Raw genomic sequence first — 26138 nt, forward strand, 5'->3', positions numbered from 1 at the left:
GGGTCCCGTCCCTCGGAAGCGCCGACCGCGAGGTCGGCGTCCCCTGCCTTACGCCTTGGCGTCGGCATCCTCTTCGGCGTCGGCCTCGGCATCGTCGCCGGGCTGCTGGTTGGCGGCGGCCAGGGCCTGTTCGTAGGACATCGTCACGTCCTCGACCTTGGCCTGGCCGAGCAGCAGCTCCACGGCCTTCTCTTCCAGCAGGCCGGACTTGACCTGGCCCTTGAGCTGGTCGTTGCCCAGGTAGTAGTCGACCACCTGCTGTGGATCCTGATACTGCTCGGCCAGCTCCTCGACCTTGGCCTTGATCTCGTCGTCGCTGGCGTCGAGTTCATTGACCTTGACCACCTCGGCCAGCAGCAGGCCCACCTGCACACGGCTCTTGGCCTGATCGGCGAACAGCTCGTTGGGCAGCTGGGAGACATCGAAGTCCTCGCCCAGGCCGAACTGCTGGGCCGCCTGGCGCTTGAGGCCATCGGTCTCCTGCTGGATCAGCGCCTGGGGCACCTCGATCTCGTTGGCCTGCTTGAGGGCTTCCAGCACCTGCTGCTTGACGCGATTCTCGACGGCCTGGGCGGCCTCGCGGGTCATGTTCTTGCGCACCTCGGCCTGGAAGGCCTCGACGCCACCCTCTTCGACCCCGAACTGCTTGATGAATTCCTCATTCACCTCGGGCAGTTCCTGGCCGCTGACGGCGTGGACCTTGACCTTGAAGGTGGCTTCCTGACCGGCCAGGTGCTCGGCCTGGTAGTCTTCGGGGAAGGTGACCTTGATCTCCTTCTCTTCACCGGCCTTGGCGCCCTCGAGCTGTGCTTCGAAACCGGGGATGAAACTGTTGGAGCCCAGCACCAGCTGGTGACCTTCGGCGCTGCCGCCCTCGAAGGGCTCGTCACCCAGGAAGCCCTGGAAGTCGATGGTGACCTGGTCGCCGTCGGCGGCGGCACGCTCGACCTCGGCCCAGCCAGCGTTCTGCTTGCGCAGGGTGTCGATCATCTGCTCGACGTCGGCGTCGGTGATCTCGACCTGGGGGCGCTCCACCTCGGTGCCCTCGATGCCCTTGAGCTCGATCTCGGGGTAGATCTCCAGGGTGGCCACGAACTCCAGGTCCTTGCCGGACTCGTTGACGGTGGGCTCGATGGCCGGGTAGCCCGCCGGGTTCAGGCTCTCCTGGGTGATCGCCTGGACGTAGCGCTCGCGCATCAGCTCGCCCACCACCTCGTTGCGCACCTGACCGCCGAAGCGCTGGCGCACCACGGCCATCGGCACCTTGCCCTGGCGGAAGCCGTTGAGGCGCACGTTCTTGGCGGTGTCCTGAAGGCGCGCCGCCACGGCCTGGTCGACCTCGGCCGCGGGAACCTGAACCTTGACGCGGCGCTCGATGCTGGAGGTCGTCTCGACGGAAACTTGCATGAATTATCCTCTACCGACTGGGGGCGTTCGTTACGAATGCATTGAAAGATCAAAGGGCTGATTCTAAGAAGCCCGGTGCGCGCTGGCAAGCGCCATGCCCGTAAGATGGGGACGATACACGAGGATCACAAGGGGAAAATGACCGAACCACCGAACGGCGGCGGCAGAAACGCAAAAGCGCCGGCAAGATGCCGGCGCCTTTATGAAATTCGGAGGCAATGGGGTGGATGATGGGGATCGAACCCACGACCACCGGAGCCACAATCCGGGGCTCTACCACTGAGCTACATCCACCACTGCCAAACCACAACTTACTGCACAACCGACGACGAAATGGGGTGGATGATGGGGATCGAACCCACGACCACCGGAGCCACAATCCGGGGCTCTACCACTGAGCTACATCCACCATATTCGCCTATCGCGACCCACCGGACCCACTCTGCACTCCTGCATCGCAGGGTGGCGCGCCCAGCAGGACTCGAACCTGCAACCCACGGCTTAGAAGGCCGTTGCTCTATCCGGTTGAGCTATGGGCGCATTGTACGGCCTCACACTCCTGCCTGCAACCCATATTTCAATAAAATCAATGAGTTGCCATTGGTCGGGGTGGAGGGATTCGAACCCCCGACATCCTGCTCCCAAAGCAGGCGCGCTACCAGACTGCGCTACACCCCGCCGGCTTGTCGCACGGCCTTGACGACCCCGTGAGCTCGTCAGTGCGTGGCGTATTCTACGGATCTTTCCTTGCTGGTCAAGCATCTGTCGCAATCGACTCGATCAAGGCGCTTTGACTCGCGGCCGGCTCATGCGAAAATCACCGCCCAGATCTCGCCGCCGCCGGCGGTGTCCATTGCTTCCAGGGGAATCGTCGATGACCGCACAACTGATCGATGGCAAGGCCATTGCCGCTCACGTTCGCCAACAAGTCGCCCGTCAGGTAGAGGCTCGGCGCCAGGCCGGCGAGCGCATTCCCGGCCTGGCGGTGGTTCTGGTGGGCGAAGACCCGGCTTCGGCCGTGTATGTGCGTAACAAGCATCGCGCCTGCGAGGAAGCGGGACTGCTCTCGCTGCGCCATGAACTGCCGGCGGACACCACCCAGGCCGACCTGGAAGCCCTGGTCGACCGCCTCAACGCCGACGACGGCGTGGACGGCATCCTGATCCAGTTGCCCCTCCCCGACCACCTGGACCCGCGCCCCATCCTCGAGCGCATCCTCCCCCACAAGGACGTCGACGGCTTTCACCCCTACAACCTGGGCCGCCTGGCCCAGCGCCTGCCGGTGCTGCGCCCCTGCACCCCCAAGGGCGTGATGACCCTGCTTCAGGAGAGCGGCCTCAAGGTGCGCGGCCTGGATGCCACCATCGTCGGCGCCTCCAATATCGTCGGCCGCCCCATGGCCCTGGAGCTGATGCTGGCCGGCTGCACCACCACCATCTGCCACCGCTTCACCCAGGACCTGGAAGCCCAGGTGCGCCGCGCCGACCTGCTGGTGGTGGCCGTCGGCAAGCCGGGCCTGGTCAAGGGCGAGTGGGTCAAGGAAGGCGCCATCGTTATCGACGTGGGCATCAACCGTCGGGAAGATGGCAGCCTGGTCGGCGACGTGGAGTTCGCCCCCGCCGCCGAGCGCGCCAGCCATATCACCCCGGTGCCCGGCGGCGTCGGCCCCATGACGGTGGCCTCCCTGCTGGAGAACACCCTGTTTGCCGCCGAGCTCCACGACGCCATGCAGCGCCAGGACGCTTGAGGTAGAATCCGCCCCCAACGATTCAGCGAAGAGCAGAGCCCAGATGAAACGTATTGGCATCATCGGCGCCATGCCGGAAGAAGTTGCCCTTCTCACCTCCCGACTGGAGGGCATGGAAAGCCGCCAACAGGTCGGCTGCACCTTCTATTCCGGCCGCCTGCACGGCGTCGAGGTGGTGATCCTGCAATCCGGCATCGGCAAGGTGAATGCCGCCGTGGGCACCACCCTGCTGCTGGACAGCTACCAGCCCGAGGCGATCATCAATACCGGCTCCGCCGGCGGCTTCGGCGCCGACCTGGATGTCGGCGACGTGGTGATCTCCTCCGAGGTGCGTCACCACGACGTCAACGTCGAGGTGTTCGGCTACGAGCCCGGCCAGGTCCCGCGCATGCCCGCGGCCTACCTGCCCGACCCGCGACTGGTCCAGGTGGCCCGGGAATGCATCCAAGAGATGGGCGGACTGCGCGTGGTCGAGGGACTGATCGCCACCGGCGACAGCTTCATGGCCTGCCCCGAGGCGGTCAGCCAGACCCGGGAGCGCTTCCCCACCATGCTGGCCGCCGAGATGGAGGCCGCCGCCATCGCCCAGACCTGCCACCTCTATGGCTGCCCCTTCGTGGTGATCCGCGCCCTCTCGGACATCGCCGGCAAGGAGTCCAACCTCAGCTTCACGGCCTTTATCGATCAGGCCGCGACTCACTCCGCCCAGATGGTGGAGGCCATGGTGCGCCGCCTGGCCACCCCCACCGAGGCCACCGCCGACGCCTGAGGCCACACCCGCGAGCCAGCGCCGCGCCGACCCCCCTTGGGCTCGGCGCTTTTCGTTGCAGAAAAGGTTTTATGTACATAGATTGTATAGAAAGCTGACCGCAGCCCCGCATGTCACGCTCGCTGCTAGCCGCACTGGCGAGCCTCGCGCTGAGCGCTTGCGGTATCATGCGCCTTCGCCTATTCGACAGGAGCCCTTATGCCATCCCCGCTTCGCGTCATCTATACCGGCGGCACCCTGGGCATGGAATCGAGTCCCCAGGGCCTGACCCCGGGGCGTGACGTCGAGGCACGCCTGCGCCGCGCCCTGGAGACCCTGCCCCCGGCGCGGCGCGCCAGCCTGCCCGACTTCGTCTTCGAGGCCACCCCGGAGCCCATCGACTCCAGTGCCGCCACGCCCGCCGACTGGCAGGCCCTGGGACGGCGCCTGGCCGAATGCCAGGATCAGGCCGGCGGCCTGGTGGTACTGCACGGCACCGACACCCTGGCCTGGACCGCCAGCAGCCTGGCCTACCAGCTCCAGGGAATCGCCCGGCCGGTGGTGGTCAGCGGTGCCATGCGGCCTCTGGAGGCCCCCGGCAGCGATGCCCTGGGCAATGTCGAAGCCGCCTTGCGCTTCGCCGCCCGAGCCGAGCTCCAGGAGGTCGCCATCGCCTTCGCCGGCAAGCTGCTGCGCGGTGTGCGCAGCCGTAAGTGGCACACCCGGGACGCGGACGCCTTTATCAGCCCCAACTACCCGCTGCTGGGGGAACTGGTGGAGGGCGAGCCGGTGCTCTATCCGGGGCGCGGCCTGGACGAGCAGCAGCGCGGTGCGCCGCGTTTCGAGCTCGCCGACTATCGCGCCCTGGGGGACGCCCCGGTGGTCCGCCTCACCCTGTGGCCGGGGATCCCCGCCCGCCAGGTCGCGGCCTGGCTCGAGGCCCCCGGCGTCAAGGGCGCCCTGCTGGAGGTATGGGGCGGCGGCAATGTGCCCTCGGACCCGGCGCTGCTCGAGGTGTTGGCCGAAGCCAGCGGTCGCGGTCAACTGCTGGTGGCCATCAGCCAGTGCCCCTACGGTGCCATCGAGATCGGCAGCTATGCGGCGGGCCAGGGCCTGATCGATGCAGGGGTGCTCTCCGGCGATGACATGACCCCGGAGGCGGCGCTGACCAAGCTGGTTCACCTGCTGGCCCAGCCCCTCGACGAGGCCCAGCGCCGGGAGCGCTTTCGCAGCGCCTTGGTGGGGGAACGTTAGGCCTTGCCTGAAAAGCCGGCGAGCGCGGCCGGTTTTCGGACTTCGCCTTGGAGGCGGCAAAAGGCCTTCCCAGTGACTATGGTTGGGGGAAACCCCGCCATAGGAGACCCTCATGGAACAGCCGGTACATCACTTCAGCGAACTCTTCGAGCAGCTCGGCCTGGCCTCGGATGCCGAGGCCATCGAGGCCTTTATCCAGCGCCATGCGCCCCTGCCGGAAAGCGTGGCACTGCATGAGGCCAGCTTCTGGAGCCCGTCCCAGGCGGAGCTGCTGCGCAACGCCCTGGAGGACGATGCCGACTGGGCCGAGGTGGTCGACCACCTGGACGCCTCGCTGCGCAAGCCCTGAGCGTGACGCCCGCCGCGGCTCCCGCGGAGCCAGGCACCGCCGGCGCTAGAGCCGCGCCTCGACCCGCTCGAGGATCTGGCGACTGACCCTGGCCACCAGCGGCTGGGCCGCCCGGTGCACCGCCCTGGCCACCAGGCGATTCTTGATCTCGTAATCGAGACTCAGGGTCACTTCGGTCCCCTCGGCCACCGGCCTGAGCCGATAGCAGCCCTGGTTGCGCACCCCCTCGATGGACTCCCAGGCCAGTCGGCTGGGCGCCTGGCGCTCGGTGATCACCACCAGGAAGGCCCACTCCATGCCCACGGCCCGCACATGCCAGCGGTAGCGCCCCTCCCCCAGGGCCTCGATGGAATCGATCAGGTCGGAATAGTCGGCGAAGTCCTCGACCCGCTCCAGCAGGGCGAAGACCCGCTCCGGAGGGGCCGGCAAGACGGCGCTGTGTTCGATGCTGGCCATGGCGAGTCCTTGCGTCACCGGGAGAGGTGCTTCGAGAGTAACCACCCCCGGACGCCTTGACCAGCCCACTGGCCAAACGGTCAAGGCTTCCCTAGACTAGCGCCTTCCGGACCGGATCCCGGACACCCCCCGCCATGGGCGGGGCAGGACAAATTCTCCGACAGGAACCCCCTATGACGACTCCCTCCCGCGGCCGGCGCGCCGTGATCATCTATTCCGGCGGCATGGACTCCTTTACCGTGCTGCACCAGGCCCTGGCCGAGGGCCTCGAGGTTCACGCCCTCTCCGTCGACTATGGCCAGCGCCATCATCGCGAACTCGATACCGCGCGGCGCGTCTGCCAGGCCCTGGACGTGCCCCATCAGGTGGTGGACCTGCGTGCCATCCATGGCCTGGTGGATGCCTCGGCGCTTACCGATACCGCCCAGCCCCTGCCGGAGGGCGACTACGCCGCCGACAACCTGGCCGCCACCGTGGTGCCCAACCGCAACATGATCCTGCTCTCCCTGGCCCTGGCCAAGGCGATCAATATCGGCGCCGAGGAAGTGCGCTACGGCGCCCATGGCGGCGATCACGACCTCTACCCGGACTGCCGGCCCGAATTCGTGCGCCGCATGCAGGCCGCCGCCGAGGTATGCGACTTCGCGCCGCTGCGCCTGACGGTGCCCTTCCTGCACCACAACAAGGCCGAGATCCTCGCCGCGGGCCTGGCCCTGGGCCTGGATTATGCCGACACCTGGACCTGCTATCGGGGCGAGGCCCTGGCCTGCGGGCGCTGCGGCAGCTGTCGCGAGCGCCTGGCCGCCTTCGCCGCCAATGGGGTGGTCGACCCCCTGGCCTATGCGGCCGATAGCCCGCGCCCCGACCTGGCGGGAGGCCGCTGATGTACCACGTCAAGGAGGCCTTCTACTCGCTGCAGGGGGAAGGTGCCCGGGCCGGCCGCGCCAGCGTCTTCTGCCGCTTCAGCGGCTGCAACCTCTGGTCGGGGCGCGAGGCGGATCGCGACACCAGCGTCTGCCGCTTCTGCGACACCGACTTTATCGGCAGCGATGGCCAGAACGGCGGCCGCTTCGCCGACGCCGAGGCCCTGGCCGCCCACCTCTGCGCCCTCTGGCCCGACTCCCGGGGCGTGGCCACCCCCTATGTGGTCTTCACCGGCGGCGAACCCCTGCTGCAGCTCGACGCCTCGCTGATCCAGGCCATGCAGCGCCTCGGCTTCGAGGTGGCGGTGGAGACCAATGGCACCCTGGTGCCGCCGCCGGGCATCGACTGGCTCTGCGTCAGCCCCAAGGGCCGCGCCGAACTGGCGGTCGACGGCGGTGACGAGCTGAAACTCGTCTACCCCCAGGCGGAGGCACCGCCGGAACGTTTCCAGGCCCTAGACTTCGCCCACTTCTGCCTGCAGCCCATGGACCTGACCCCAGGCGGCGGGACCGGCACCACCCTCGGCGCCTGCGTCGACTACTGCCTCGCCCACCCCCAGTGGCACCTGTCGCTGCAGACTCACAAGATCGCGGGGATCGATTGATGAACCCACTCGACAGTGGCACCGGCCATATACTGCAGACCCTCAGCACCATCGCGGGGATCGACGGATGATGCAGACCCTGACCACGATCGCGGAGGGCGACCGATGAGCCTGTTCGTCGATAACCTGACCCATCTGGACGCCTCCCTCTGGTGCCCCCGCCGCGGCCTGATCGGCATCAGCTGGGCGGTGGACGCGGAGCTGGACGGCGAGCTGGGCGAGGACGGCATGCTGTTCGACTTCGGCGAGGTCAAGCCGTGGATCAAGTCGCGCCTGGATGATGGCGCCGACCACACCCTGCTGGTGCCGACCCGGGCCCCGGGGGTGACGATCCAGGAGTGTCGCGAGGGGCTGCGCCTGACCACCCGCGCCCCCTACCCCCTGGAGCTGCGCGCCCCGCGCCAGGCCTTTACCCTGCTGCCCTGGGCCGAGGTGCGCCGGGAGGCCCTGGCCGAACACCTGGCCGGCGAGCTGATGCGCCGCCCGCCGCCACGGGTCTCGGCCATCCGCCTGACCCTGCGCGACGAGGCCATCGACGGCGCCGCCTACACCTACAGCCATGGCCTGCGCCAGCACACCGGCAACTGCCAGCGCATCGCCCACGGGCACCGCTCGCGGCTGCATATCTGGCGCAACGGCCGCCGCGCCCCGGAGCTGGAGGCTCGCTGGGCCGCGCACCTGGCGGACAGCTATCTGGTCGACGGCGACGACCTGGTGGGCGATCCCGACGACGACCCGCGCCACCTCACCTGCGCCTACCGGGCCCCCCAGGGGGAGTTTCGCCTGCGCCTGCCCGCCGAGCGCTGCCGGGTGCTGCCCAGCCAGACCACGGTGGAGCGCATCGCCCTGTGGCTCGCCGAGGAGATCGCCGCCGCCGAGGGCGGGCGCATTCGGGTCCAGGCCTTCGAGGGCATCGGCAAGGGCGCCTTCGCCGAGGCCGGCACCCCATGACCGAACGCCAGGACGAGGCGGGCTGCCGCCCCGGCTGCGGCGCCTGCTGCATCGCGCCCTCCATCAGCTCGCCGATTCCCGGCATGCCCCGGGGCAAACCCGCCGGGGTGCGCTGCGTGCAGCTCGACGAGGCCAACCTGTGTCGACTCTTCGGCGACCCGCGACGCCCGGCGGTATGCGAGCGCTTCGCCTTCGACGCCGAGCTGTGCGGTGAGCACCGCGACCAGGCCCTGATACGGATCCGCGAGCTGGAGGCCATGACCTAAGCTCCCCCTTGAAACGACTCGGGCCCCGGCAGTGCCGGGGCCCGAGTCGTTGGCGCGGAGGGAATCAGGACTCCAGGCGCGCGGTCTGCTCCTGGCGCTGATCGAGCAGCATGCGCCAGCGCACCAGCACCGGGGCATCGCTGGGCGAGACCTCGCCGAGCAGTCGCCGGAACCGCTCGCGGGCCTGGCCATCCTGGGGATCCACCAGGGTCAGCCACAGCTCCAGGGCATTGAGCTGCTGATGCAGGTTCTCGTGCAGGGCGGCCTGACGCAGCGCCTGCTCCACCAGCAGACGCACCTCCTGGCCCGGGCGCCCCAACTGGTGGCGCACCCGCGCCAGCTGGATGGCCAGCTCCGGCACATAGAGCGAGGTCCGCTCCTGGGCGATCAGCAGGCACTGATCCAGGTAATCCTCGGCGCGGGTCAGCTCCCCCAGGGCCACGCAGGCATCCACGAACCACAGCACCGGGCGCTGGTAGCGATCGCGGCCGGTGACCTCGTCGAACTCCTCCATGCCCGCCTCGAGCAGGGCCAGCCCCTCCCGATCACCGGCCAGGGCCCGCTGCCAGCCGAGCATGCCCTGGGCCGACATCTGCCACAGGTGCAGGTCCGGGGTGCCGGTCAGCTCGAAGGCCCGCTGGGCGCGCATCCCGGCCAGGTGAACATGTCCCAGTTGACGGTACATGGCCGCCGAGAAGAGCAGCGCCATGGCCAGGGAGCCCGGGTGATTGAAGCCCTCGGCGAGGCGGATCGCCGCCTCCGCCTGCTGCTCGGCGCGCTGATAGTCGCCGCGCAGGCAGAGCGCCCAGCCCTGGAAGCAGGCCGCCGCCACCTGGGGATGGTCGGAGAACGGCAGCCACTCGATCAGCATCGGCGCATTGAGGGGATCGATCTCCTCCAGGTGGTCATAGGCCTGCCGGATACGCCCCGCCCAGTACTCGCAATGGGCCCGGGCGTAGTCGGCCAGGCGCCGATAACGGGGATCCTCCAGCTCGTCCGCCAGGGTGGCCAGCTTGGCGGCCAGGGAGAAGGCATCGGCATGGGCATGGCGCTGGCTGCAGCCGACCCAGAGGCCCCACTTGACCAAAAAGCGCTGCTCCAGGTCGTCGGACTCCTCCTCGTCGCCCCGCGGCGGCAGCAGCTCCTGGGCACGCACGAAGCTGTCGTGGGCGGTGGGCGAACCGTGCCCCTCCAGGGCGAAGGCCGCCTGGCCGCGCACCGTCAGCAGGCTCACCTCCCGCTCCTGCTGCCCCTCCACATGGCGCAGGCTGGCCAGGCCGGCGTCGGCCATGCGCAGGGCGGTGCGGTTGGCACTCACCTTGAGGGCCTCCCGGGCGGCCAGCTCGAAGTAGCGGGCGCCCCGGGCGTAATGGCCGCTGCGCCGCAGATGGGTGGCGAAGTCGCCGGGGTGGCGACTGATCCACATCGGGAAACGCTCCTCGATCAGGGTCACCACCTGGCCGTGGATCGCCACCCTCACGTCCCGCGGGCAGGAGAGGTAGGCGGCCTCCTGGAGCAGCTGATGGCTGAACTGGTATTCGTACTCGCCCCCGGTCGGGCAGGCCTCGATGATCTCCAGGCGAATCATCTGCTCGATGGCCCGCTTGAGGCGCTCGCCGGACCAGCCGCTGCATTCGGCGAGCAGGTCGACGCGGAACTGGCGCCCCAGCACCGCCGCCACATGGGCCACCTCGCGCTCGGCATCGAGCTGATCGATGCGCCCGGCCAGCAGGCCCAGCAGGCCCTGGGGCAGGTCATCGAGCTGGACGCTACGCCCCTCGCGGCGATCCATGTCCAGGCGCCGGCAGATCTCCTGGAGATAGAGGGGCACGCCGTCGCAGCGCTCGATCAGCTGGCTGCGCAGCCGCGGGCTCAGATGCAGCCGGTAGCGCCGCGCCAGCTGCGACAGCAGCCGCGACGACTGCAGGGCGTCCAGGCGCCCCAGGCTCAGTTGCTGATCCCAGTGCAGCCGCGCCGGCAGCGACTCGCGACCATGGTGACTGGCCACCAGCAGCAGCGGACAGTTGATCGGCAGCCGTGCCTGCAGGCTGGAGAGCACCTTGAAGGAGGGCTCGTCCAGCCATTGAATATCGTCGATCATCAAGACCAGGGTGCGCCGGGCGGTGAGGGTCTCCACCAGCGCCTGGAGCAGCTGCACGACCAGCTCCAGGGCCTCGCCGCTCTGGGCCAGCACCGCCACCTCGGCGGGCTCGCGAATGCCCAGCGCCTCCTCCAGCAATTGCCGCCGCTCCGGGGAGTCCGCCAGCCCCGGGTAGTCCTCCAGCAGGCGTTCCAGGCGCGCCTCGTCCACTTCGCCGCCCAGGTGCCAGCGCAGCAGCTGGCGGGCCACCCCGTAGGGGGCGTGCACCGAGAGGCGGGTGGTGGGTTGCCAGCAGATGGCGGTGTCGCGGCTCTGCTCGAGCTGACGGAAGCCCACCAGCAGCGCCGACTTGCCCATGCCCGAGGCGCCGCGCACCAGCACGCTCTGGCGCAGGCCGATCCCGGCCCGGGCCAGGGCATCGCGGAGCTTGCGCAGCGACGCCTCGCGCCCCACCAGGCTGGGCGGCAGCGCCTCGCGGCCGCCCTCGTTGGTGCCCAGCACCAGGGCCCGCAGGCGCACCTTGCCATCGCAGGCCACCAGCCGCGAGGAGAGGCGCGGCTGCAGGTCCAGGGCCGGCGGCATATGCTGGCTGGCCTCCTGGGAGATCACCAGCTCGCCGCCCTCGGCGGCACTCATCAGCGCCAGGGCCTTCTGGGTGACCTGCCCCAGGGGGTCGGCCAGTTGGCGCTCCGGCAGATAGACCACCCGGCCGCTGTTGAGGCCCGCCGCCAGGGTGAAGCGCGGCACGCCGCCCTCCCCGCCCCAGTGACGCGCGCTCTCCTCGGGCAGCGCCTTGCGGCAATGCTCGTAGAGGGCCACCAGCTCGGCCAGCTGGTGCGCCGGCCCATGGGTGCCGAAGCAGGCCAGGCCCAGGCCGCCGGTGGCGCCGGGCAACCAGAAGCCGCCCAGGTGGTGACACTGCTGCTCCAGCCAGCGCATCAGCTCGATCTGCAGGGCCAGGCTGGCGTGGGTGGCGTCCCGGGCGGAGAGGTCCTCCTCCAGGCTCAGGCGAATGGCCATCACCGACAGCTGCCGCTGCTCGATCTCGTCGTCGCGCAGCGGCGCGCTGTCCAGGGCCAGGGCCCGGGAGAAGGCGCCCTGGGGCGAGAGGCGCTGGATCTCGGTCTGGCCGTCGGACCAGTAGCGGGCCAGCTGCAGGAAGGTGGGCTCCGGCTGCTGGCCGGAGAGCGCCAGCAGCTGCAGGTAGGCATTGTATTGCTCGTGGGCGGCCGCCGCCTGGCCCTGCTCCGCCAGCTGGCGCACCAGCCGCTCATGGAAGGGACCATAGCCGGAGAAGCGGCTCACCAGGTCGCGCAGCAGCGACTCGGGCAGCTCGCCATGGGCCTCCAGCACCGCCTCGGCGAAGGCGATCACCCGCTGGCGCCACTCGTTGCGCACCCGCAGCAGCCAGCGCTGGAACTCGGCGCAGGCGGAGAGCTGCAACTCCTCCACCAGATCGCCCTGATAGAGCGCCAGGAGCGCCTCCAGGGTGTCGATATCCGGCGGCTCGCGCAGCAACGCCTGGAGCTCGTGGAGGTCGAAACGCCAATCCTCGGGAAGCTGGAAGGCGATGGTCTGGCGTGACACCACCAGCACCCGCTCGGCCTGCTCGCCCAGCGACTGGCGCAGGCAGTGCAGGGCATGGCGCAGGTTGGTGCGCCCGGAGGAGAGCCCCTGGTCGGGCCACAGCAGTTCGGCCAGGGTGGAGCGGTTGACCGGCTGTTCGTGGAGCAGCAGGTAGACCATCAACCCCTTGACCTTGTCGTAGCTGAACTGGGTCAAGGTGTCCTCGCCCAGGCTCAGTGAGAAATGGCCGAGCAGTGTCAGTCGCTCATCGACGGATGGATCCCGCATCGTCTTCGTTCCCGCGTTTATTGTGTCATCGGCAAGCGCCTTGCCGTCGGTTCCCTGGATCTCAGGCCGCCTCGGGGACACCGCTATGAAAGCGGAAGTCACCGTCCGGGGCCTCGATCAGGCGCGCCTCGCAGTCGGCGAGGAAGGCTATCCGTGCTTCCACCGCCTCGTCCCCCGCCTCTTCGGCGACGAGCCGCGCCAGCATCAAGTAATCCTCGTAGTGACGCCCTTCCGACTTAACCAGACTGCGGTAGAACTTGGCAAGCTCGGTGTCCAGCCGCGGGATCAGGCAGGCGAAGCGCTCGCAGCTACGCGCCTCGATCAGGGCGCCCACGATCAGCAGGTCCACCAGGCGCAGCGGGTCCTCGCCGCGCAGGTGACGGCGCAGCCCCTCGGCATAGCGGGAGGCGCTGAGGTGACGATAGACGATGCCCCGGGACTCCATCAGCTTGACCACCTGCTCGAAGTGCAGCAGCTCCTCCCGGGCCAGCTGCGACATCTTGGTCAGCAGCAGGGGACGATCCACGTAGCGGTACATCAGGCTCATGGCGGTGGAGGCCGCCTTCTTCTCGCACTGGGCATGATCGATCAACAGCACCTCCTGATTGACTAACGCCGCCTCGACCCAGGCCTGGGGCGTGGGGCAGCGCAGGAAGGAGAGCAGGTCCGGGGGCAACAGGGCCGTAAGGCTGTCTTGCATGGTCATCCTGAATACTGGCTATCGGTAAGGGAGGGATCGACCCGCGCCCGGGCCGCCTGGCCGAGGGCCTCGTTGAGGCGCGCGAAGAGCCGCGCCGGCGTCAGGTCCAGGCCATCGCCCTGGCGCACCAGGCCATAGCGGGAGAGCTCCTGGATACGCTCGCGGCCCACGCGCAGCAGTTCCACGGCGCGGGACAGCGGCGGTTGCTCCGGGCGCACCCGGATGCGGTGCCGCACCAGTTGGGTTTCCAGCAGGGCCGCGTCGCTCACCGCCAGGAAGCGGGCGGCGACCGCGACCCTCAGGGCGTCGAGCTCGTCGATGCGCCGGCGGCGCTCGGCCTCGTCGTAGCCGAGCCAGTCGCGGATCTCGTCCAGATGGCGCTGGCAGCCCCGGCACACAGTATCGCCGACGGTGGTGGAACAGACCCCCACACAGGGGGTGCCGATTCGCTGAGACATGGGCTTCCTCGATAGGTCGATCCGAGCCCGAGCATCTTACCCGTCGGCGGCCCCGCGGGACACTCCCCCGGCGACCCCGAGGGCAGCCGCCGACCAAAGTACGAGGCCCGCGGCAGGGGGGCTCGCTTAACATTGTCGACAGTTTCCCGTAGAATCCGCCTCACCTGAACCACGGTTACCACAGGCTCCAGGGCGACGCATCCTGACCCGTCGCCGCCCCCCGCAGAGGCCGTCAAGGCCCGGGACGGCCGGCTCAACGCCCTGGCAAAGCAACTTGATGAGGGCCCAATCGTGCTTGAAGCATATCGCCAACATGTCGAGGAACGCGCCCAGGAAGGCGTCCCGCCGAAACCGCTGAACGCCGAGCAGGTCGCCGCCCTGGTGGAGCTGCTCAAGGCACCGCCCGCCGGCGAAGAAGAGTTCATCCTCGAGCTGATCACCGATCGCGTGCCCCCGGGCGTCGATGAGGCCGCCTACGTCAAGGCCGGGTTCCTGACCGCCATCGCCAAGGGCGAGGCCGAGTCCCCGCTGATCGACCGCATCCACGCGGTCAAGCTGCTGGGCACCATGCAGGGCGGCTACAACATCGCCTCCCTGGTCGAGCTGCTCGACGACGCCGACCTGGCCAAGGAAGTCGGCGAACAGCTCAAGCACACCCTGCTGATGTTCGATGCCTTCCACGACGTGGAAGAGCGCGCCAAGGCGGGCAACGCCGTGGCCAAGGAGGTCCTGCAGTCCTGGGCCGACGCCGAATGGTTCCTCTCCAAGCCGGCCCTGGAAGAGAAGATCACCCTCAGCGTCTTCAAGGTTCCCGGCGAGACCAACACCGACGACCTCTCCCCCGCCCCGGACGCCTGGTCGCGCCCCGATATTCCGCTGCATGCCCGCGCCATGCTCAAGAACGAGCGCGACGGCATCAGCCCGGAAGTGCCCGGCTCCACCGGTCCGCTCCAGCAGATCGAAGCGGTCAAGGCCAAGGGCTTCCCGGTCGCCTACGTCGGCGACGTGGTGGGCACCGGCTCCTCGCGCAAGTCCGCCACCAACTCGGTGCTGTGGTTCTTCGGCGATGACATCCCCAACGTGCCCAACAAGCGCGCCGGCGGCTTCTGCTTCGGCGGCAAGATCGCCCCGATCTTCTTCAACACCATGGAAGACTCCGGCGCCCTGCCGGTGGAGATGGACGTCTCCCAGCTCGAAATGGGCGATGTCATCGACGTCTACCCGTATGAAGGCAAGGTCTGCAAGCACGGCACCGACGAGGTGCTGACCACCTTCGAGCTCAAGACCCAGCTGATCCTCGACGAGGTGCGCGCCGGCGGCCGCATCCCGCTGATCATCGGTCGCGGCCTGACCGGCAAGGCCCGCGAGTCCCTCGGCCTGCCCCAGTCCGAGGTCTTCCGCCTGCCCGAGCAGCCCGCCGACACCGGCCGCGGCTTCACCCTGGCCCAGAAGATGGTCGGCAAGGCCTGCGGCCTGGACGGCGTGCGTCCGGGCATGTACTGCGAGCCGAAGATGACCACCGTGGGCTCCCAGGACACCACCGGTCCGATGACCCGTGACGAGCTCAAGGACCTGGCCTGCCTGGGCTTCCAGGCCGACCTGGTGATGCAGTCCTTCTGCCACACCAGCGCCTACCCCAAGCCGGTGGACGTGGAGACTCACCACACCCTGCCCGACTTCATCATGAACCGCGGCGGCGTCTCCCTGCGTCCCGGCGACGGCATCATCCACTCCTGGCTGAACCGCATGCTGCTGCCCGACACCGTGGGCACCGGCGGCGACTCCCACACCCGCTTCCCGATGGGCATCTCCTTCCCGGCGGGCTCCGGCCTGGTGGCCTTCGCCGCCGCCACCGGCGTGATGCCGCTGGATATGCCGGAATCCGTGCTGGTGCGCTTCAAGGGCAAGCGTCAGCCCGGCGTCACCCTGCGTGACCTGGTCCACGCCATCCCCTACTACGGCATCCAGCAGGGCCTGCTGACCGTCGAGAAGTCCGGCAAGAAGAACGCCTTCTCCGGCCGCGTGCTGGAGATCGAGGGCCTCGAGGACCTCACCGTGGAGCAGGCCTTCGAACTCTCCGACGCCTCCGCCGAGCGCAGCGCCGCCGGCTGCACCATCACCCTGAGCGAAGAGAGCGTTGCCGAGTACCTGAAGTCCAATATCACCCTGCTCAAGTGGATGATCGGCAACGGTTACGGCGACGTGCGCACCATCGAGCGTCGCATCCAGGCCATGGAAGAGTGGCTGGCCAACCCGAGCCTGATGCGCGCCGACCAGGACGCCGAGTACGCCGAGGTGATCGAGATCGACCTGGACGAGATCCGGGAGCCGATCCTCTGCGCCCCCAACGACCCGGACGACGCCCGCCTGCTGTCTGATGTGGCCGGCCAGCAGATCGATGAGGTGTTCATCGGCTCCTGCATGACCAACATTGGCCACTTCCGTGCCGCCGGCAAGCTGCTCGAGAAGCAGCCCGCGGGCAGCCTGAAGACCCGCCTGTGGCTGGCGCCGCCCACCAAGATGGACCAGCACCAGCTCACCGAAGAGGGCTACTACGGCATCTACGGTCGCGCCGGGGCGCGCATGGAGATGCCCGGCTGCTCGCTGTGCATGGGCAACCAGGCCCGGGTGGCGCCGAAGTCCACCGTGGTCTCCACCTCGACCCGTAACTTCCCCAACCGCCTGGGCGACGGCGCCGACGTCTTCCTGGCCTCCGCGGAGCTGGCCGCCGTGGCCGCCGTAGCGGGCCGCCTGCCCAGCGTCGAGGAGTACCAGGGGTACATGAGCGAGTTCGATGCCCTCTCCGGCGAGATCTATCGCTACATGAACTTCCACGAGATCGAGGAGTACCAGAAGGCCGCCTCGAACGTGATTCCGGTGACCCAGGAGGCCTAAGCGCCGCCCGGGACACCGACGCCGGTGGGCGGGAGGCCCGAGGCCCTCCCCTCGCCGGCGCCTCATCGACTCCGATGCTCGCCATATCGCATGCCCTAGGGCAGAGCCGATGACCGAAACGCCCCGCCTCGTGCGGGGCGTTTTTCTTTACCATCATGCCGTTTCGACTCACATCGCAAGGAGACGCCCCATGCCCCAGATCGTTACCCCGGATATCTGCGACGCCCATCCCGAGGTTCGGGTGCTCGACCCGCTGTTCGTCAACTTCGGCGGCCGGGAGGCCTTCCATGGCCCCATCCGCACCGTCAAGTGCTTCGAGGACAACTCCCTGGTCAAGCAGGCGGTGGCCGAGCCCGGCGAGGGCGCGGTGCTGGTGGTGGATGCCGGCGGCTCCAGCCGCTGCGCCATGCTCGGCGATATGCTCGCCGAACAGGCCGCCGACAACGGCTGGGCCGGCGTGGTGATGTACGGCTGCGTGCGCGACGTGGACGTGCTGGCGGAGACCGAGCTGGGTATCCAGGCCCTCGGCGCCCATCCGCGCAAGAGCGAGAAGCGCGGCGAAGGTAGCCGCGATATCCCGGTCACCTTCGCCGGCGTGACCCTCGCCCCCGGGCAGTGGCTCTATGCCGACAACAACGGCATCCTGGTGGCCGAGGCCGAGCTGCCCCTGGAGGACTGAGCCTCAAGCATCGCCCACAGAAAACCGTCGCGGCCTGGCCGCGGCGGTTTTTTATGGTTATGTGCCCGTGGCGCCTGCAGGCCCCTTGAAAGGCTGGATTGCCAAGGGCGCCCCCCGATGGCAGGCTCGAGGCATGGCGGTAAACACGAGGCCCTATGCGGATAGCTACCCTCGTCAAGGATGTGCTGCGGGCGCTGATCGATCACCGGCGCCCCCTGCTCGCCTATCACCTCGCCTTTACCCTGCTCGCCTCCCTGGTGCTGCTGCCGGCCATCGCCTGGAGCCTGGCCACCCTGCTGGGACGGCTGGGGCGGCCGGTGATCGCCACCAGTGACCTGCTCGGCGCCCTGACCAGCGCCCCCGGCGGCCTCTGGCTGCTGGCCACCCTGGCCCTGACCTTCGTGATGCTCTACCTGCAGCAGGCCGGCTTCCTGCTGGTGGCGGTCAGTCCCCAGGGCAACCGTTATCGGCGCGCCTTCGAGGCCCTGGGTCGGGTCTTCTGGCGGCTGCCGAGGCTGGCCGGCCTGGCGAGCCTCCAGGTCGGCGCCCACCTGCTGCTGCTCGCCCCCTTCGCCCTGGTGGTGGCGCTGCTCTACGCGCACTTCCTCGGCGACCTGGACCCCTACTATGTGCAGCATGGCCGGCCCCCTGCCCTCTGGGCCTTCGTCGCCACCGCCCTGCTGCCGACGCTGAGCTGGGCCATCCTGGCCGCCGGTCTCTACCTGCGCTGGAGCCTGGCCCTGCCGGCCCTGGTACTGGAGGACGACACGCCGCGCCAGGCACTCGGACGCAGCTGGCGGCTGACCCACGGCCACCTGGGGCGCATCGCCCTGCTGCTGCTGAGCCTGCTGGCGCTGATCCTGCTGCTGCCGCCCTTGAGCAGCTGGGGCTACGATCGGCTCTTCACCCCCCTGCTGTCTCGGGTCCCGGAGCACGCGGCCCTGCTGGTTCCGGCCATGCTGCTCTACCTGCTCGGTTACCTGCTGCTGACCCTGGCGCTGACCTTCCTGGGCCTGGCCGCCAATAGCCTGCTCTCCGGCGCCCTGCTGATGCGCCTGGAGCCTACGCGCCTGCGCCTGCCTCGCCACGGGGCTCACCCGGAGCGCCTGGCCTGGCTGCTGGAAGTGGCGGTGATCGTCGTCCTCGCCGTTCAGGCGGGCCTGGTGCTCAACCGAGTGGAGCTGCGCGACGAGGTGGCCATTATCGCCCACCGGGGCAGCTCGGCCCTGGCCCCGGAGAACAGCCTGCCGGCCATCGAGCGGGCCGTCGCCGACGGCGCCGACGCGGTGGAACTGGACGTGCGGCTTACCGCCGACCAGCGGGTCGTGCTCTATCATGACGCGACCCTGCGCCGCCTGGCCGGCGACCCGCGCCGGCTGAGCGAGCTGAGCCTCGAGGCGCTCGCGGCCGTCGACCTGGGCAGTTGGTTCGGCGATGCCCATGCCGGCCTCGGCATCGCCACCCTGGAGGAGGCGCTGGCCGCGGTGCGCGGGCACGCCGGGCTGATGATCGATCTCAAGCCCGACCCGGGGCAGGAGGCGGCCCTGCTGGATGGCGTGCTGCGGGCCCTGCGCCAGGAGGCCGGGCAGCGCCGCCGCTGCCGCGAGACGCAGCCCCTGCCGCTGTGGTCACGCTGCGGTGACCCCGACGTGATCGCCGAGACCCGGCTGGCCACCCAGTCGCCGGCGATGCAGCGGCTGATCGCCCAGCGCGAGCCGCGGCTGCGTCTCACCCTGCTCGCCCAGCTGATCCTGCCCGGCACCCTGGAACGCCGCGGCTTCGATGCCCTGGGCCTGCGCCACAACCGCATCACCGCCGGCGAGGTGCGCCTGGCGCGGCGCCACGGCTACGAGATCCATGCCTGGACGGTCAATGACCCGGCGCGGATGTCACGGCTGATCGACCTGGGGGTGGACGCCATTATCACCGACCGCCCCGAGCGCCTGGCGGCGCTGCTCGCCGAGCGCGACACCCTCAGCGACGGCGAGCTGCTGCTGATCAAGCTGCGCAACTGGCTACGCAGCTAGAAGCTAGAAGCTAGAAGCTAGAAGCTAGAAGCTAGAAGCTAGAAGCTAGAAGCTAGAAGCTAGAAGCTAGAAGCTAGAAGCAAACCGTATCCGCCAGCGACCAGAAATCATCTTGTCGCTGACCAACGCCCATCAATCCCCCATCAATCACCCATCACGATGCCTTCGCGACGAGGATCGGCACCGCCGAAGAACCCCGATTCGGTGACGCGGATCGCCTGCAGGCCGCTGACCAGCTCCCGCTCCTGGACCTCATGGCCGCGCTCGGCGAGCCCCTCCCGGGTCGCTGCCGGGAAGCGTCCCTCCTCCAGGTAGACCGCCCCGCCCAGGGTGATGGCATGGGGCAGGTCCAGGGCCCGCTGGGCATCCAGCCCCCAGTCGAGCATGGCCACCAGGGACCTGGCGGTGTAGTGGATGATCGCCGCGCCGCCCGGCGACCCGAGGCTCGCCACCAGGTCGCCGCTCTCGCCATCGAAGACCAGGGTCGGGCTCATGCTGGAGCGGGGACGCTTGCCCGGCTCCACCCGGTTGGCGATGGGCACGCCCGCCGCACCGGACGGGGCGAAGGAGAAATCGGTAAGTTCGTTATTCAGCAGGTAGCCCCCGGCGAGCCCGGTGCCGCCATCGGCCATGATCCGCGAGCCGAAGGCGGACTCGATGGTGGTGGTCATGGCCAGGGCGTTGCCCGCCTCGTCGACGATGCTGATATGGCTGGTGCCATACTCCGGCTGGGTCGGCTGGCTCGCCCAGGCGGTGGTGAGCCCCCCGGGGTGCCCCGGCTCGGCGCCGCCGCTGCCCAGGCTGGTCTCGGTGATCAGCGCGGCGCGACGCTCCAGGTAGTCCGGATCGAGCATCAGCGACCAGTCACCACCGGGGGCGTCCACGAAGTCCGGGTCGGCGATATAGCGGTTGCGGTCGGCGAAGGCCAGCCGCGAGGCCTCCAGGAACCGATGCAGCCAGGGCTCGCTGGGAACGCCCTCGGCATCCAGGGGGTCCACCGCCGGCAGCCGCTCGAGCAGGCCGAGGATCTGCATCACCGTCAGGTGGCCGGAGGACGGTGGCGGAAAGCCGCAGACCCGATAGGCGCGCCAGGGGCTGCACAGCGCCTCCCGGCGGCGTGCCTCGTAGCCGGCCAGGTCCGCCAGGCTGAGGCTGCCGGGACGCTCGGCGTGCCCCTGGACCCGCGCCACCAGGTCCTCGGCGATGGGACCCCGCCGCAAGGCCTCGCTGCCGTGGGCGGCGATCTCCCGCAGAATGGCCGCCAGGGCCGGGTTGCGCAGGGTCTCGCCCACCGCCAGGGGCTCGCCCCCGGGGTAGTAGAAGGGCCCGGCCAGGGGATCGTCGCGCAGGAACTGCTCCGCCGCCAGGCTGTCGTGCAGCCGTCGGCTCACCGGAAAGCCCTGCTCCGCCAGGGCGATGGCGGGCTCGAAAAGGGAGGCCCAGGGCAATTGGCCCTGCTCTCTATGGGCCAGCTCGAGCATCGCCACGGTGCCGGGTGCCCCCACCGAGAGGCCGCTGGCGGCGGCCTCCATAAAGGGCAAGGGCTCGCCTTGGGCATCCAGGAAGAGGGTCTCGTCCACCGCGGCGGGGGCGGTCTCGCGCCCCCCATAGGCCACCACCGCCTCGCCATCGTGATGGACCAGGAAGGCGCCGCCGCCGATGCCGCTGGACTGGGGCTCCACCAGGGTCAGCACCATCTGCACGGCGATGGCGGCATCGAGGGCGGAGCCACCGGCGCGCAGCACCTGATAGCCGGCGTCGGTGGCCAGCGGGTTGGCGGCGGCCACCGCGAAGCGCTGGGTCGCCCAGCCCGGCTTGTCGGCGGTCTCGGAGGCGACTTCCGGGGCGATGGCGGGCAGATCGTACTGAAAATCGGCCTGAGCGGCGGGGGCGGTCAGGGACAGGATCAGCGCCGCCGGTACCAGGCGGCGGGCGGGAAAGCGCATGGCCATCACAACACTCCTTGTCTGCGGATTGGATCAGGGTATCAGCATAGCCCGACTTCACCGCAAAGGGCCGAGACGGATCACTCGACACGAAAAGGCCCGGGCGACAGCGTCGCCCGGGCCCGATGGAGCCGCCGAGAGGCGTTACTCCAGGGTCTCGCCGGCCAGCATGAACCAGGTCTCGAGGACCGCGTCCGGGTTGAGGGAGACGGAGTCGATGCCCTGCTCCATCAGCCACTTGGCCAGGTCCGGGTGATCGGAGGGGCCCTGGCCGCAGATGCCCACGTACTTGCCCTGGGCCTTGCAGGCGGCGATGGCCATGGCCAGCAGCTTCTTCACCGCCGGGTTCCGCTCGTCGAAGAGGTGGGCGATGATGCCGGAGTCGCGATCCAGGCCCAGGGTGAGCTGGGTCAGGTCGTTGGAGCCGATGGAGAAGCCATCGAAGTGCTCCAGGAACTCCTCGGCGAGCAGCGCATTAGCCGGCAGCTCGCACATCATGATCACCTTGAGGCCGTTGTCGCCGCGCTTGAGGCCGTTGTCGGCGAGCAGCTCGACCACCTGACGGGCTTCGTCGGGGGTGCGCACGAAGGGCACCATGATCTCCAGGTTATCCAGGCCCATCTCGTCGCGGACCCGCTTCAGCGCCCGGCACTCCAGCTCGAAGCAGGGGCGGAAGGCGTCGGAGATATAGCGGGAGGCGCCACGGAAGCCGAGCATGGGGTTCTCTTCCCCGGGCTCGTAGAGCTTGCCGCCGATCAGGTTCTCGTACTCGTTGGACTTGAAGTCCGACAGGCGCACGATGACCCGATTGGGATAGAAGGCCGCGGCCAGGGTGCTGATCCCCTCCACCAGCTTGTCCACGTAGAAGCCGACCGGGTCGGCGTAGCCGGCGGTGCGGGCATCGATGGTCTGCTGCAGCTCCAGCGGCAGGGTGTCGTAGTCCAGCAGCGCCTTGGGGTGCACGCCGATCATGCGGTTGATGATGAACTCCAGGCGCGCCAGGCCGACCCCCGCATTGGGCAGGCCGGCGAAGCCGAAGGCGCGGTCCGGGTTGCCCACGTTCATCATGATCTTGAAGGGGATCTCCGGCATGGCATCGACGCTGGAGGTGCGGCAGTCGAAGTCGAGCAGGCCCTCGTAGACGTGACCGGTATCGCCCTCGGCGCAGGAGACGGTGACCTCGCGACCCTCCGCCAGCACCTCGGTGGCATCACCGCAGCCCACCACCGCCGGAATGCCCAGCTCCCGGGCGATGATCGCCGCGTGGCAGGTGCGCCCGCCGCGGTTGGTGACGATGGCCGAGGCGCGCTTCATGATCGGCTCCCAGTCCGGGTCGGTCATGTCGGTGACCAGGATATCGCCCTCCTGCACCTTGTCCATCTCCTCCGGGGAGAGGATCACCCGCACCGCGCCGCGGCCGATGCGCTGGCCGATGGCACGACCGGTGACCAGGGTGCGCCCCTTCTCCTTGAGCTGGAAGCGCTCCAGCTTGCCGCCCTCCTGCTGGGAGACCACGGTCTCCGGGCGGGCCTGGACGACGTAGAGTTTGCCGTCGTCGCCGTCGAGGGCCCACTCGATATCCATGGGCCGCCGGTAGTGCTGTTCGATGATCACCGCCTGGCGGGCCAGGTCCATCACCTGGTCGTCATGGATACAGAAGCGGCCACGCTCGGCCAGCGGCACGTCCACGGTGGCCACCGACTTGCCGGCGCTGGCGTCCTCGGTGTAGACCATCTTGATCAGCTTGGAGCCCAGGTTGCGGCGCAGCACCGCCGGTCGACCGGCGGCCAGGGTCGGCTTGTGGACATAGAACTCGTCGGGGTTGACCGCCCCCTGCACCACCGTCTCGCCGAGGCCCCAGGAGGCGGTGACGAAGACGGCGTCGCGGAAACCGGACTCGGTGTCCAGGGTAAACATCACGCCACTGGCGCCGGTCTCGGAGCGCACCATCTTCTGGATGCCGGCGGAGAGCGCCACGTTCTCGTGGGCATAGCCGCGGTGCACCCGGTAGGAGATAGCGCGATCATTGAACAGCGAGGCGAACACCTCGTGGACGGCGCGCTTGATATTGTCGAAGCCCTCGATATTGAGGAAGGTCTCCTGCTGGCCGGCGAAGGAGGCGTCCGGCAGGTCCTCGGCGGTGGCCGAGGAGCGCACCGCCACCTTGAGGTTGGGGTGCTTGGCGAGCAGGGCGTCGTAGGCGGCGCGCAGGTGCGTCTCGAAGGTCGGCGGCAGCGGGGTATCGATCACCCACTGGCGAATCTCGGCGCCGACCCGGGCCAGCTCGGCCACGTCATCCACGTCGAGGCTGGCCAGGGCCGCATTGATGCGCTCGTTGAGGCCCTCGTGGGCGAGGAACTCGCGATAGGCATGGGCGGTGGTAGCGAAGCCGCCGGGCACGCTGACGCCGGCCCCGGCCAGATTGGAAATCATCTCCCCCAGGGAGGCATTCTTGCCGCCGACACGTTCGACATCGTTCATGCCGAGTTGATCGAACCACAGAATGTACTCTTCCACGCGACCCCCTTATTCCTGACGACGCCCGAAAGGCGGGCACCTTGACTAGAGGGCTTCACCCTACCAATGGCGGGGCGTCTACGCCATTGGTCTAACAGCGAAGTCACTGAAGATTTTTTACAACAATGTCCCTTTTACGGCGATTCTTGTAGTTGCCGGCCGGGCCACCAGCCGGGACAATCGGGGAAATTCCCTGCCATGAGTCCTCCGCATGCCCCGCACCGCCTTCTTTATCTCCGACGGCACCGGCATCACCGCCGAGACCCTGGGCCGCAGCCTGCTGGCCCAGTTCGAGAACGTCGAGATCCGCATGGTCACCAAGCCCTATATCGACAGCCCCGACAAGGCACGCTCCCTGGTCGCGGTGATCGAGGCGGCGGCGGTCCGCGACGGCGAACAACCCATCGTCATCGATACCATCGTCGACAGCGAGATTCGCTCCATTATCAGCACCGCCCCGGGTTTCAAGGTGGATATCTTCTCCACCTTCCTGGCGCCCCTGGAGGAGGAGCTGGCCACCCACTCCACCTATACGGTGGGACGCACCCACTCCATCGGTCACGATGGGGTCTATATGAATCGCATCGATTCGGTGCACTTCGCCCTGGACAACGACGACGGCGCCCGTACCCACCAGTACGACAAGGCGGACGTGATCCTGGTCGGCGTCTCGCGCTGCGGCAAGACGCCGACCTCCCTCTACCTGGCGCTGCAGTTCGGCATCCGCGCCGCCAACTATCCCCTCACCGAGGACGATCAGGACGAGGACGGCACCCTCAAGCTGCCCCGCTGCCTGGCCCCCCATCGCCACAAGCTGTTCGGCCTGACCATCGACCCGCGGCGCCTGGCGGCGATCCGCAGCGAACGCCGCCCCAACAGCCGCTACTGCTCCATCGACCAGTGCACCCAGGAGGTGCAGCAGGCCGAGGCCCTCTACCGGCAGATGCATATCCCGCATATCGACACCACCCGGTTCTCCATCGAGGAGATCTCCACCCGGATGATCGCCGAGACCGGCCTGCAGCGGCGCTTCTCGCCCCGTTAACGGATGATCCCCGCGCGGCGCAACCGGGCGATATCCGCCGGCGTGAGTCCCAGCTCGGCGAGCAGCGCCTCGTTATGCTCGCCGAGGGCCGGCGGCGGCGCCTCGGCGGTGGCCGAGTGCCCGTCGAAGAACAGCGGACAGGCCACCTGGGGAATCTCGCCGCCGCCACGCTCGAGGCGGCGCAGCATGCGCCGATGCCGCACCTGGGGATCGGCGAAGGTCTGACTCAGGGTATTGATGGGCCCGGCGGGAATGCCGTGGGCCTCGAAGTCGGCCAGCCAGGCGTCCCGGGGACGCGCCTCGAGGACCTCGGCGATGGCCGGCACCAGGGACTCGCGATGGGTGACCCGGGCCGCATTGGTGGCGAAGCGCTCGTCCTCGACCCACTGGGGACGGCCCAGCAGGCGCGCCAGCCGCACGAACTGGGCATCGTTGCCCACGGTCAGCGCCAGGTGCCCATCGGCGCAGGCAAAGGCCTGGTAAGGGACGATATTGGGATGGGCATTGCCGTGGCGTTGGGGATCCTGGCCACCGACCAGGGCATTGAGGGCCTGGTTGGCCAGGGTCGCCACCTGCACATCGAGCAGGGCCACGTCGATATGCCGCCCCACGCCGGTGCGCCCGCGCTCGTCAAGGGCCGCCAGCACCCCCACCGCCGCATAGAGGCCGGTCATCACGTCGGTGATGGCCACCCCGGTCTTCATCGGCATGCCATCCGGCTCGCCGGAGAGGCTCATCAGCCCACCCATGGCCTGGATCATGAAGTCGTAGCCGGCACGACTGGCATAGGGGCCGTCCTGGCCGAAGCCGGTGATGGAGCAGCCGATCAGGCCGGGGTTGAGCGCCTTGAGGCTGGCGTAGTCGAGACCATAGGCGGCCAGGCCGCCGACCTTGAAGTTCTCGAGCAGGATATCGGCGTGCCCGGCCAGCTCGCGCACCAGGGCCTGGCCCTCGGGACGTGAGAGGTCGAGGGCCAGGGACTGCTTGCCGCGATTGGCGCAGAGGTAGTAGGCGGCCTCCCGGGGACCCGCCCCCTCCAGCCAGGGCGGCCCCCAGCCGCGGGTATCGTCACCATGCTCGGGATGTTCGATCTTGATCACCCGGGCGCCGAGATCCGCCAACAGCTGACCGGCCCAGGGGCCGGCCAGCACCCGCGACAGATCCAGCACCAGGCGTCCTTCCAGGGGAGCGGCCATGGGCGTTCTCCTTG

At 68.9% G+C, this 26138-nt stretch carries 20 protein-coding genes and 4 tRNA genes; 12 read left to right on the plus strand and 12 right to left on the minus strand.

All coding sequences use genetic code 11. From position 1 onward, the window contains the following. Positions 1-48: 48 nt before the first annotated feature. From tig to NFU04_RS01625, 5 genes are all read right to left on the minus strand, one after another. A complete protein-coding gene (gene tig, locus NFU04_RS01605) occupies positions 49-1407 on the minus strand; it encodes a trigger factor (protein ID WP_251307791.1) in 1359 nt (452 codons plus the stop codon). Positions 1408-1626: 219 nt separating this feature from the next. Next, a tRNA-His gene (locus NFU04_RS01610) sits at positions 1627-1701 on the minus strand. 40 nt (positions 1702-1741) lie between these two features. After that, positions 1742-1816, minus strand: a tRNA-His gene (locus NFU04_RS01615). Between the two features lie 54 nt (positions 1817-1870). Beyond that, positions 1871-1947 (minus strand) — tRNA-Arg (locus tag NFU04_RS01620). 61 nt (positions 1948-2008) lie between these two features. Beyond that, positions 2009-2085, minus strand: a tRNA-Pro gene (locus NFU04_RS01625). A 196-nt stretch (positions 2086-2281) separates the two neighbouring features. Between NFU04_RS01625 and folD the strand changes: the two genes are divergently transcribed. From folD to NFU04_RS01645, 4 genes are all read left to right on the plus strand, one after another. After that, complete coding sequence (gene folD, locus NFU04_RS01630) at positions 2282-3154, plus strand: bifunctional methylenetetrahydrofolate dehydrogenase/methenyltetrahydrofolate cyclohydrolase FolD (RefSeq protein ID WP_251307792.1); 873 nt, start codon at positions 2282-2284, stop codon at positions 3152-3154. A gap of 43 nt (positions 3155-3197) precedes the next feature. Next, positions 3198-3923, plus strand: coding sequence for a 5'-methylthioadenosine/S-adenosylhomocysteine nucleosidase (mtnN, locus tag NFU04_RS01635; RefSeq protein WP_251307793.1), 726 nt, complete (start codon positions 3198-3200; stop codon positions 3921-3923). Between the two features lie 198 nt (positions 3924-4121). Continuing rightward, positions 4122-5156 carry an asparaginase gene (locus tag NFU04_RS01640; RefSeq protein ID WP_251307794.1) on the plus strand — a complete coding sequence of 345 codons (1035 nt, stop codon included), beginning with the start codon at positions 4122-4124 and terminating at the stop codon, positions 5154-5156. A 112-nt stretch (positions 5157-5268) separates the two neighbouring features. Beyond that, positions 5269-5505, plus strand: coding sequence for a DUF2789 domain-containing protein (locus tag NFU04_RS01645; RefSeq protein WP_146801336.1), 237 nt, complete (start codon positions 5269-5271; stop codon positions 5503-5505). 45 nt (positions 5506-5550) lie between these two features. Here the strand turns inward: NFU04_RS01645 and NFU04_RS01650 are convergent, their stop codons facing one another. Continuing rightward, positions 5551-5961, minus strand: a complete 411-nt coding sequence (locus NFU04_RS01650) for an SRPBCC family protein (RefSeq protein ID WP_251307795.1) — start codon at positions 5959-5961, stop codon at positions 5551-5553. Between the two features lie 173 nt (positions 5962-6134). On the opposite strand from NFU04_RS01650, the gene queC reads away from it, so the two are divergent. The 4 genes from queC to NFU04_RS01670 all read left to right on the plus strand — a co-directional run bounded on the left by queC (position 6135) and on the right by NFU04_RS01670 (position 8706). Beyond that, positions 6135-6845 carry a 7-cyano-7-deazaguanine synthase QueC gene (gene queC / locus NFU04_RS01655; protein ID WP_251307796.1) on the plus strand — a complete coding sequence of 237 codons (711 nt, stop codon included), beginning with the start codon at positions 6135-6137 and terminating at the stop codon, positions 6843-6845. After that, positions 6845-7489: a 7-carboxy-7-deazaguanine synthase gene (queE, locus tag NFU04_RS01660; protein ID WP_251307797.1), complete on the plus strand. Its 645-nt coding sequence runs from the start codon at positions 6845-6847 to the stop codon at positions 7487-7489. The genes queC and queE overlap by 1 nt, the downstream gene beginning before the upstream one ends. 105 nt (positions 7490-7594) lie before the next feature. Beyond that, a complete protein-coding gene (locus tag NFU04_RS01665; protein WP_251307798.1) occupies positions 7595-8440 on the plus strand; it encodes a 6-carboxytetrahydropterin synthase in 846 nt (281 codons plus the stop codon). After that, the gene (locus NFU04_RS01670; RefSeq protein WP_251307799.1) at positions 8437-8706 is read left to right on the plus strand and encodes a YkgJ family cysteine cluster protein; all 270 of its coding nucleotides are present in this window, start codon (positions 8437-8439) and stop codon (positions 8704-8706) included. The genes NFU04_RS01665 and NFU04_RS01670 overlap by 4 nt, the downstream gene beginning before the upstream one ends. Positions 8707-8770: 64 nt before the next feature. On the opposite strand, the gene NFU04_RS01675 is transcribed toward NFU04_RS01670, so the two are convergent. The 3 genes from NFU04_RS01675 to NFU04_RS01685 all read right to left on the minus strand — a co-directional run bounded on the left by NFU04_RS01675 (position 8771) and on the right by NFU04_RS01685 (position 13819). Further along, positions 8771-12661, minus strand: a complete 3891-nt coding sequence (locus tag NFU04_RS01675) for an AAA family ATPase (protein ID WP_251307800.1) — start codon at positions 12659-12661, stop codon at positions 8771-8773. Positions 12662-12722: 61 nt separating this feature from the next. Beyond that, complete coding sequence (locus tag NFU04_RS01680; protein ID WP_198056727.1) at positions 12723-13361, minus strand: MiaE family protein; 639 nt, start codon at positions 13359-13361, stop codon at positions 12723-12725. A 2-nt stretch (positions 13362-13363) separates the two neighbouring features. Beyond that, positions 13364-13819 (minus strand): DUF1289 domain-containing protein, encoded by a 456-nt coding sequence (locus NFU04_RS01685; protein ID WP_251307801.1) that lies wholly within the window; start codon positions 13817-13819, stop codon positions 13364-13366. A gap of 291 nt (positions 13820-14110) precedes the next feature. Between NFU04_RS01685 and acnB the strand changes: the two genes are divergently transcribed. The 3 genes from acnB to NFU04_RS01700 all read left to right on the plus strand — a co-directional run bounded on the left by acnB (position 14111) and on the right by NFU04_RS01700 (position 19420). Then, the gene (gene acnB, locus NFU04_RS01690; RefSeq protein ID WP_251307802.1) at positions 14111-16714 is read left to right on the plus strand and encodes a bifunctional aconitate hydratase 2/2-methylisocitrate dehydratase; all 2604 of its coding nucleotides are present in this window, start codon (positions 14111-14113) and stop codon (positions 16712-16714) included. A gap of 190 nt (positions 16715-16904) precedes the next feature. Beyond that, positions 16905-17393: a ribonuclease E activity regulator RraA gene (gene rraA, locus NFU04_RS01695; RefSeq protein ID WP_251307803.1), complete on the plus strand. Its 489-nt coding sequence runs from the start codon at positions 16905-16907 to the stop codon at positions 17391-17393. A gap of 155 nt (positions 17394-17548) precedes the next feature. Beyond that, complete coding sequence (locus tag NFU04_RS01700; RefSeq protein WP_251307804.1) at positions 17549-19420, plus strand: glycerophosphodiester phosphodiesterase family protein; 1872 nt, start codon at positions 17549-17551, stop codon at positions 19418-19420. Positions 19421-19563: 143 nt separating this feature from the next. Here NFU04_RS01700 and NFU04_RS01705 read toward each other — a convergent pair whose 3' ends face one another. Next, entirely contained in the window at positions 19564-21372 is a 1809-nt protein-coding gene (locus tag NFU04_RS01705; protein ID WP_251307805.1) for a gamma-glutamyltransferase family protein, read from the minus strand. Between the two features lie 138 nt (positions 21373-21510). Then, positions 21511-23883 (minus strand): phosphoenolpyruvate synthase, encoded by a 2373-nt coding sequence (gene ppsA, locus NFU04_RS01710; protein ID WP_251307806.1) that lies wholly within the window; start codon positions 23881-23883, stop codon positions 21511-21513. 211 nt (positions 23884-24094) lie between these two features. On the opposite strand from ppsA, the gene ppsR reads away from it, so the two are divergent. After that, positions 24095-24928, plus strand: coding sequence for a posphoenolpyruvate synthetase regulatory kinase/phosphorylase PpsR (gene ppsR, locus NFU04_RS01715; RefSeq protein ID WP_251307807.1), 834 nt, complete (start codon positions 24095-24097; stop codon positions 24926-24928). Here the strand turns inward: ppsR and NFU04_RS01720 are convergent. After that, on the minus strand, positions 24925-26124 hold the full coding sequence (locus NFU04_RS01720; protein ID WP_251307808.1) for a CaiB/BaiF CoA transferase family protein: 1200 nt from the start codon (positions 26122-26124) through the stop codon (positions 24925-24927). The two genes, ppsR and NFU04_RS01720, sit on opposite strands and share 4 nt — an antisense overlap. Between the last annotated feature and the right edge of the window lie 14 nt (positions 26125-26138).

Source organism: Halomonas sp. NCCP-2165 (genome assembly GCF_023708045.1).
Classification (GTDB): domain Bacteria; phylum Pseudomonadota; class Gammaproteobacteria; order Pseudomonadales; family Halomonadaceae; genus Bisbaumannia; species Bisbaumannia pacifica.

Coding starts and splice junctions, on each gene's coding strand:
- NFU04_RS01675 (WP_251307800.1), bottom strand. CDS start 12,661: ATGCGGGATCCATCCGTCGATGAGCGACTGACACTGCTCGGCCATTTC.
- tig (WP_251307791.1), bottom strand. CDS start 1,407: ATGCAAGTTTCCGTCGAGACGACCTCCAGCATCGAGCGCCGCGTCAAG.
- NFU04_RS01645 (WP_146801336.1), top strand. CDS start 5,269: ATGGAACAGCCGGTACATCACTTCAGCGAACTCTTCGAGCAGCTCGGC.
- NFU04_RS01665 (WP_251307798.1), top strand. CDS start 7,595: ATGAGCCTGTTCGTCGATAACCTGACCCATCTGGACGCCTCCCTCTGG.
- folD (WP_251307792.1), top strand. CDS start 2,282: ATGACCGCACAACTGATCGATGGCAAGGCCATTGCCGCTCACGTTCGC.
- queE (WP_251307797.1), top strand. CDS start 6,845: ATGTACCACGTCAAGGAGGCCTTCTACTCGCTGCAGGGGGAAGGTGCC.
- queC (WP_251307796.1), top strand. CDS start 6,135: ATGACGACTCCCTCCCGCGGCCGGCGCGCCGTGATCATCTATTCCGGC.
- NFU04_RS01650 (WP_251307795.1), bottom strand. CDS start 5,961: ATGGCCAGCATCGAACACAGCGCCGTCTTGCCGGCCCCTCCGGAGCGG.
- NFU04_RS01670 (WP_251307799.1), top strand. CDS start 8,437: ATGACCGAACGCCAGGACGAGGCGGGCTGCCGCCCCGGCTGCGGCGCC.
- NFU04_RS01700 (WP_251307804.1), top strand. CDS start 17,549: ATGCGGATAGCTACCCTCGTCAAGGATGTGCTGCGGGCGCTGATCGAT.
- mtnN (WP_251307793.1), top strand. CDS start 3,198: ATGAAACGTATTGGCATCATCGGCGCCATGCCGGAAGAAGTTGCCCTT.
- NFU04_RS01720 (WP_251307808.1), bottom strand. CDS start 26,124: ATGGCCGCTCCCCTGGAAGGACGCCTGGTGCTGGATCTGTCGCGGGTG.
- NFU04_RS01640 (WP_251307794.1), top strand. CDS start 4,122: ATGCCATCCCCGCTTCGCGTCATCTATACCGGCGGCACCCTGGGCATG.
- rraA (WP_251307803.1), top strand. CDS start 16,905: ATGCCCCAGATCGTTACCCCGGATATCTGCGACGCCCATCCCGAGGTT.
- ppsR (WP_251307807.1), top strand. CDS start 24,095: ATGCCCCGCACCGCCTTCTTTATCTCCGACGGCACCGGCATCACCGCC.
- NFU04_RS01685 (WP_251307801.1), bottom strand. CDS start 13,819: ATGTCTCAGCGAATCGGCACCCCCTGTGTGGGGGTCTGTTCCACCACC.
- NFU04_RS01705 (WP_251307805.1), bottom strand. CDS start 21,372: ATGGCCATGCGCTTTCCCGCCCGCCGCCTGGTACCGGCGGCGCTGATC.
- NFU04_RS01680 (WP_198056727.1), bottom strand. CDS start 13,361: ATGCAAGACAGCCTTACGGCCCTGTTGCCCCCGGACCTGCTCTCCTTC.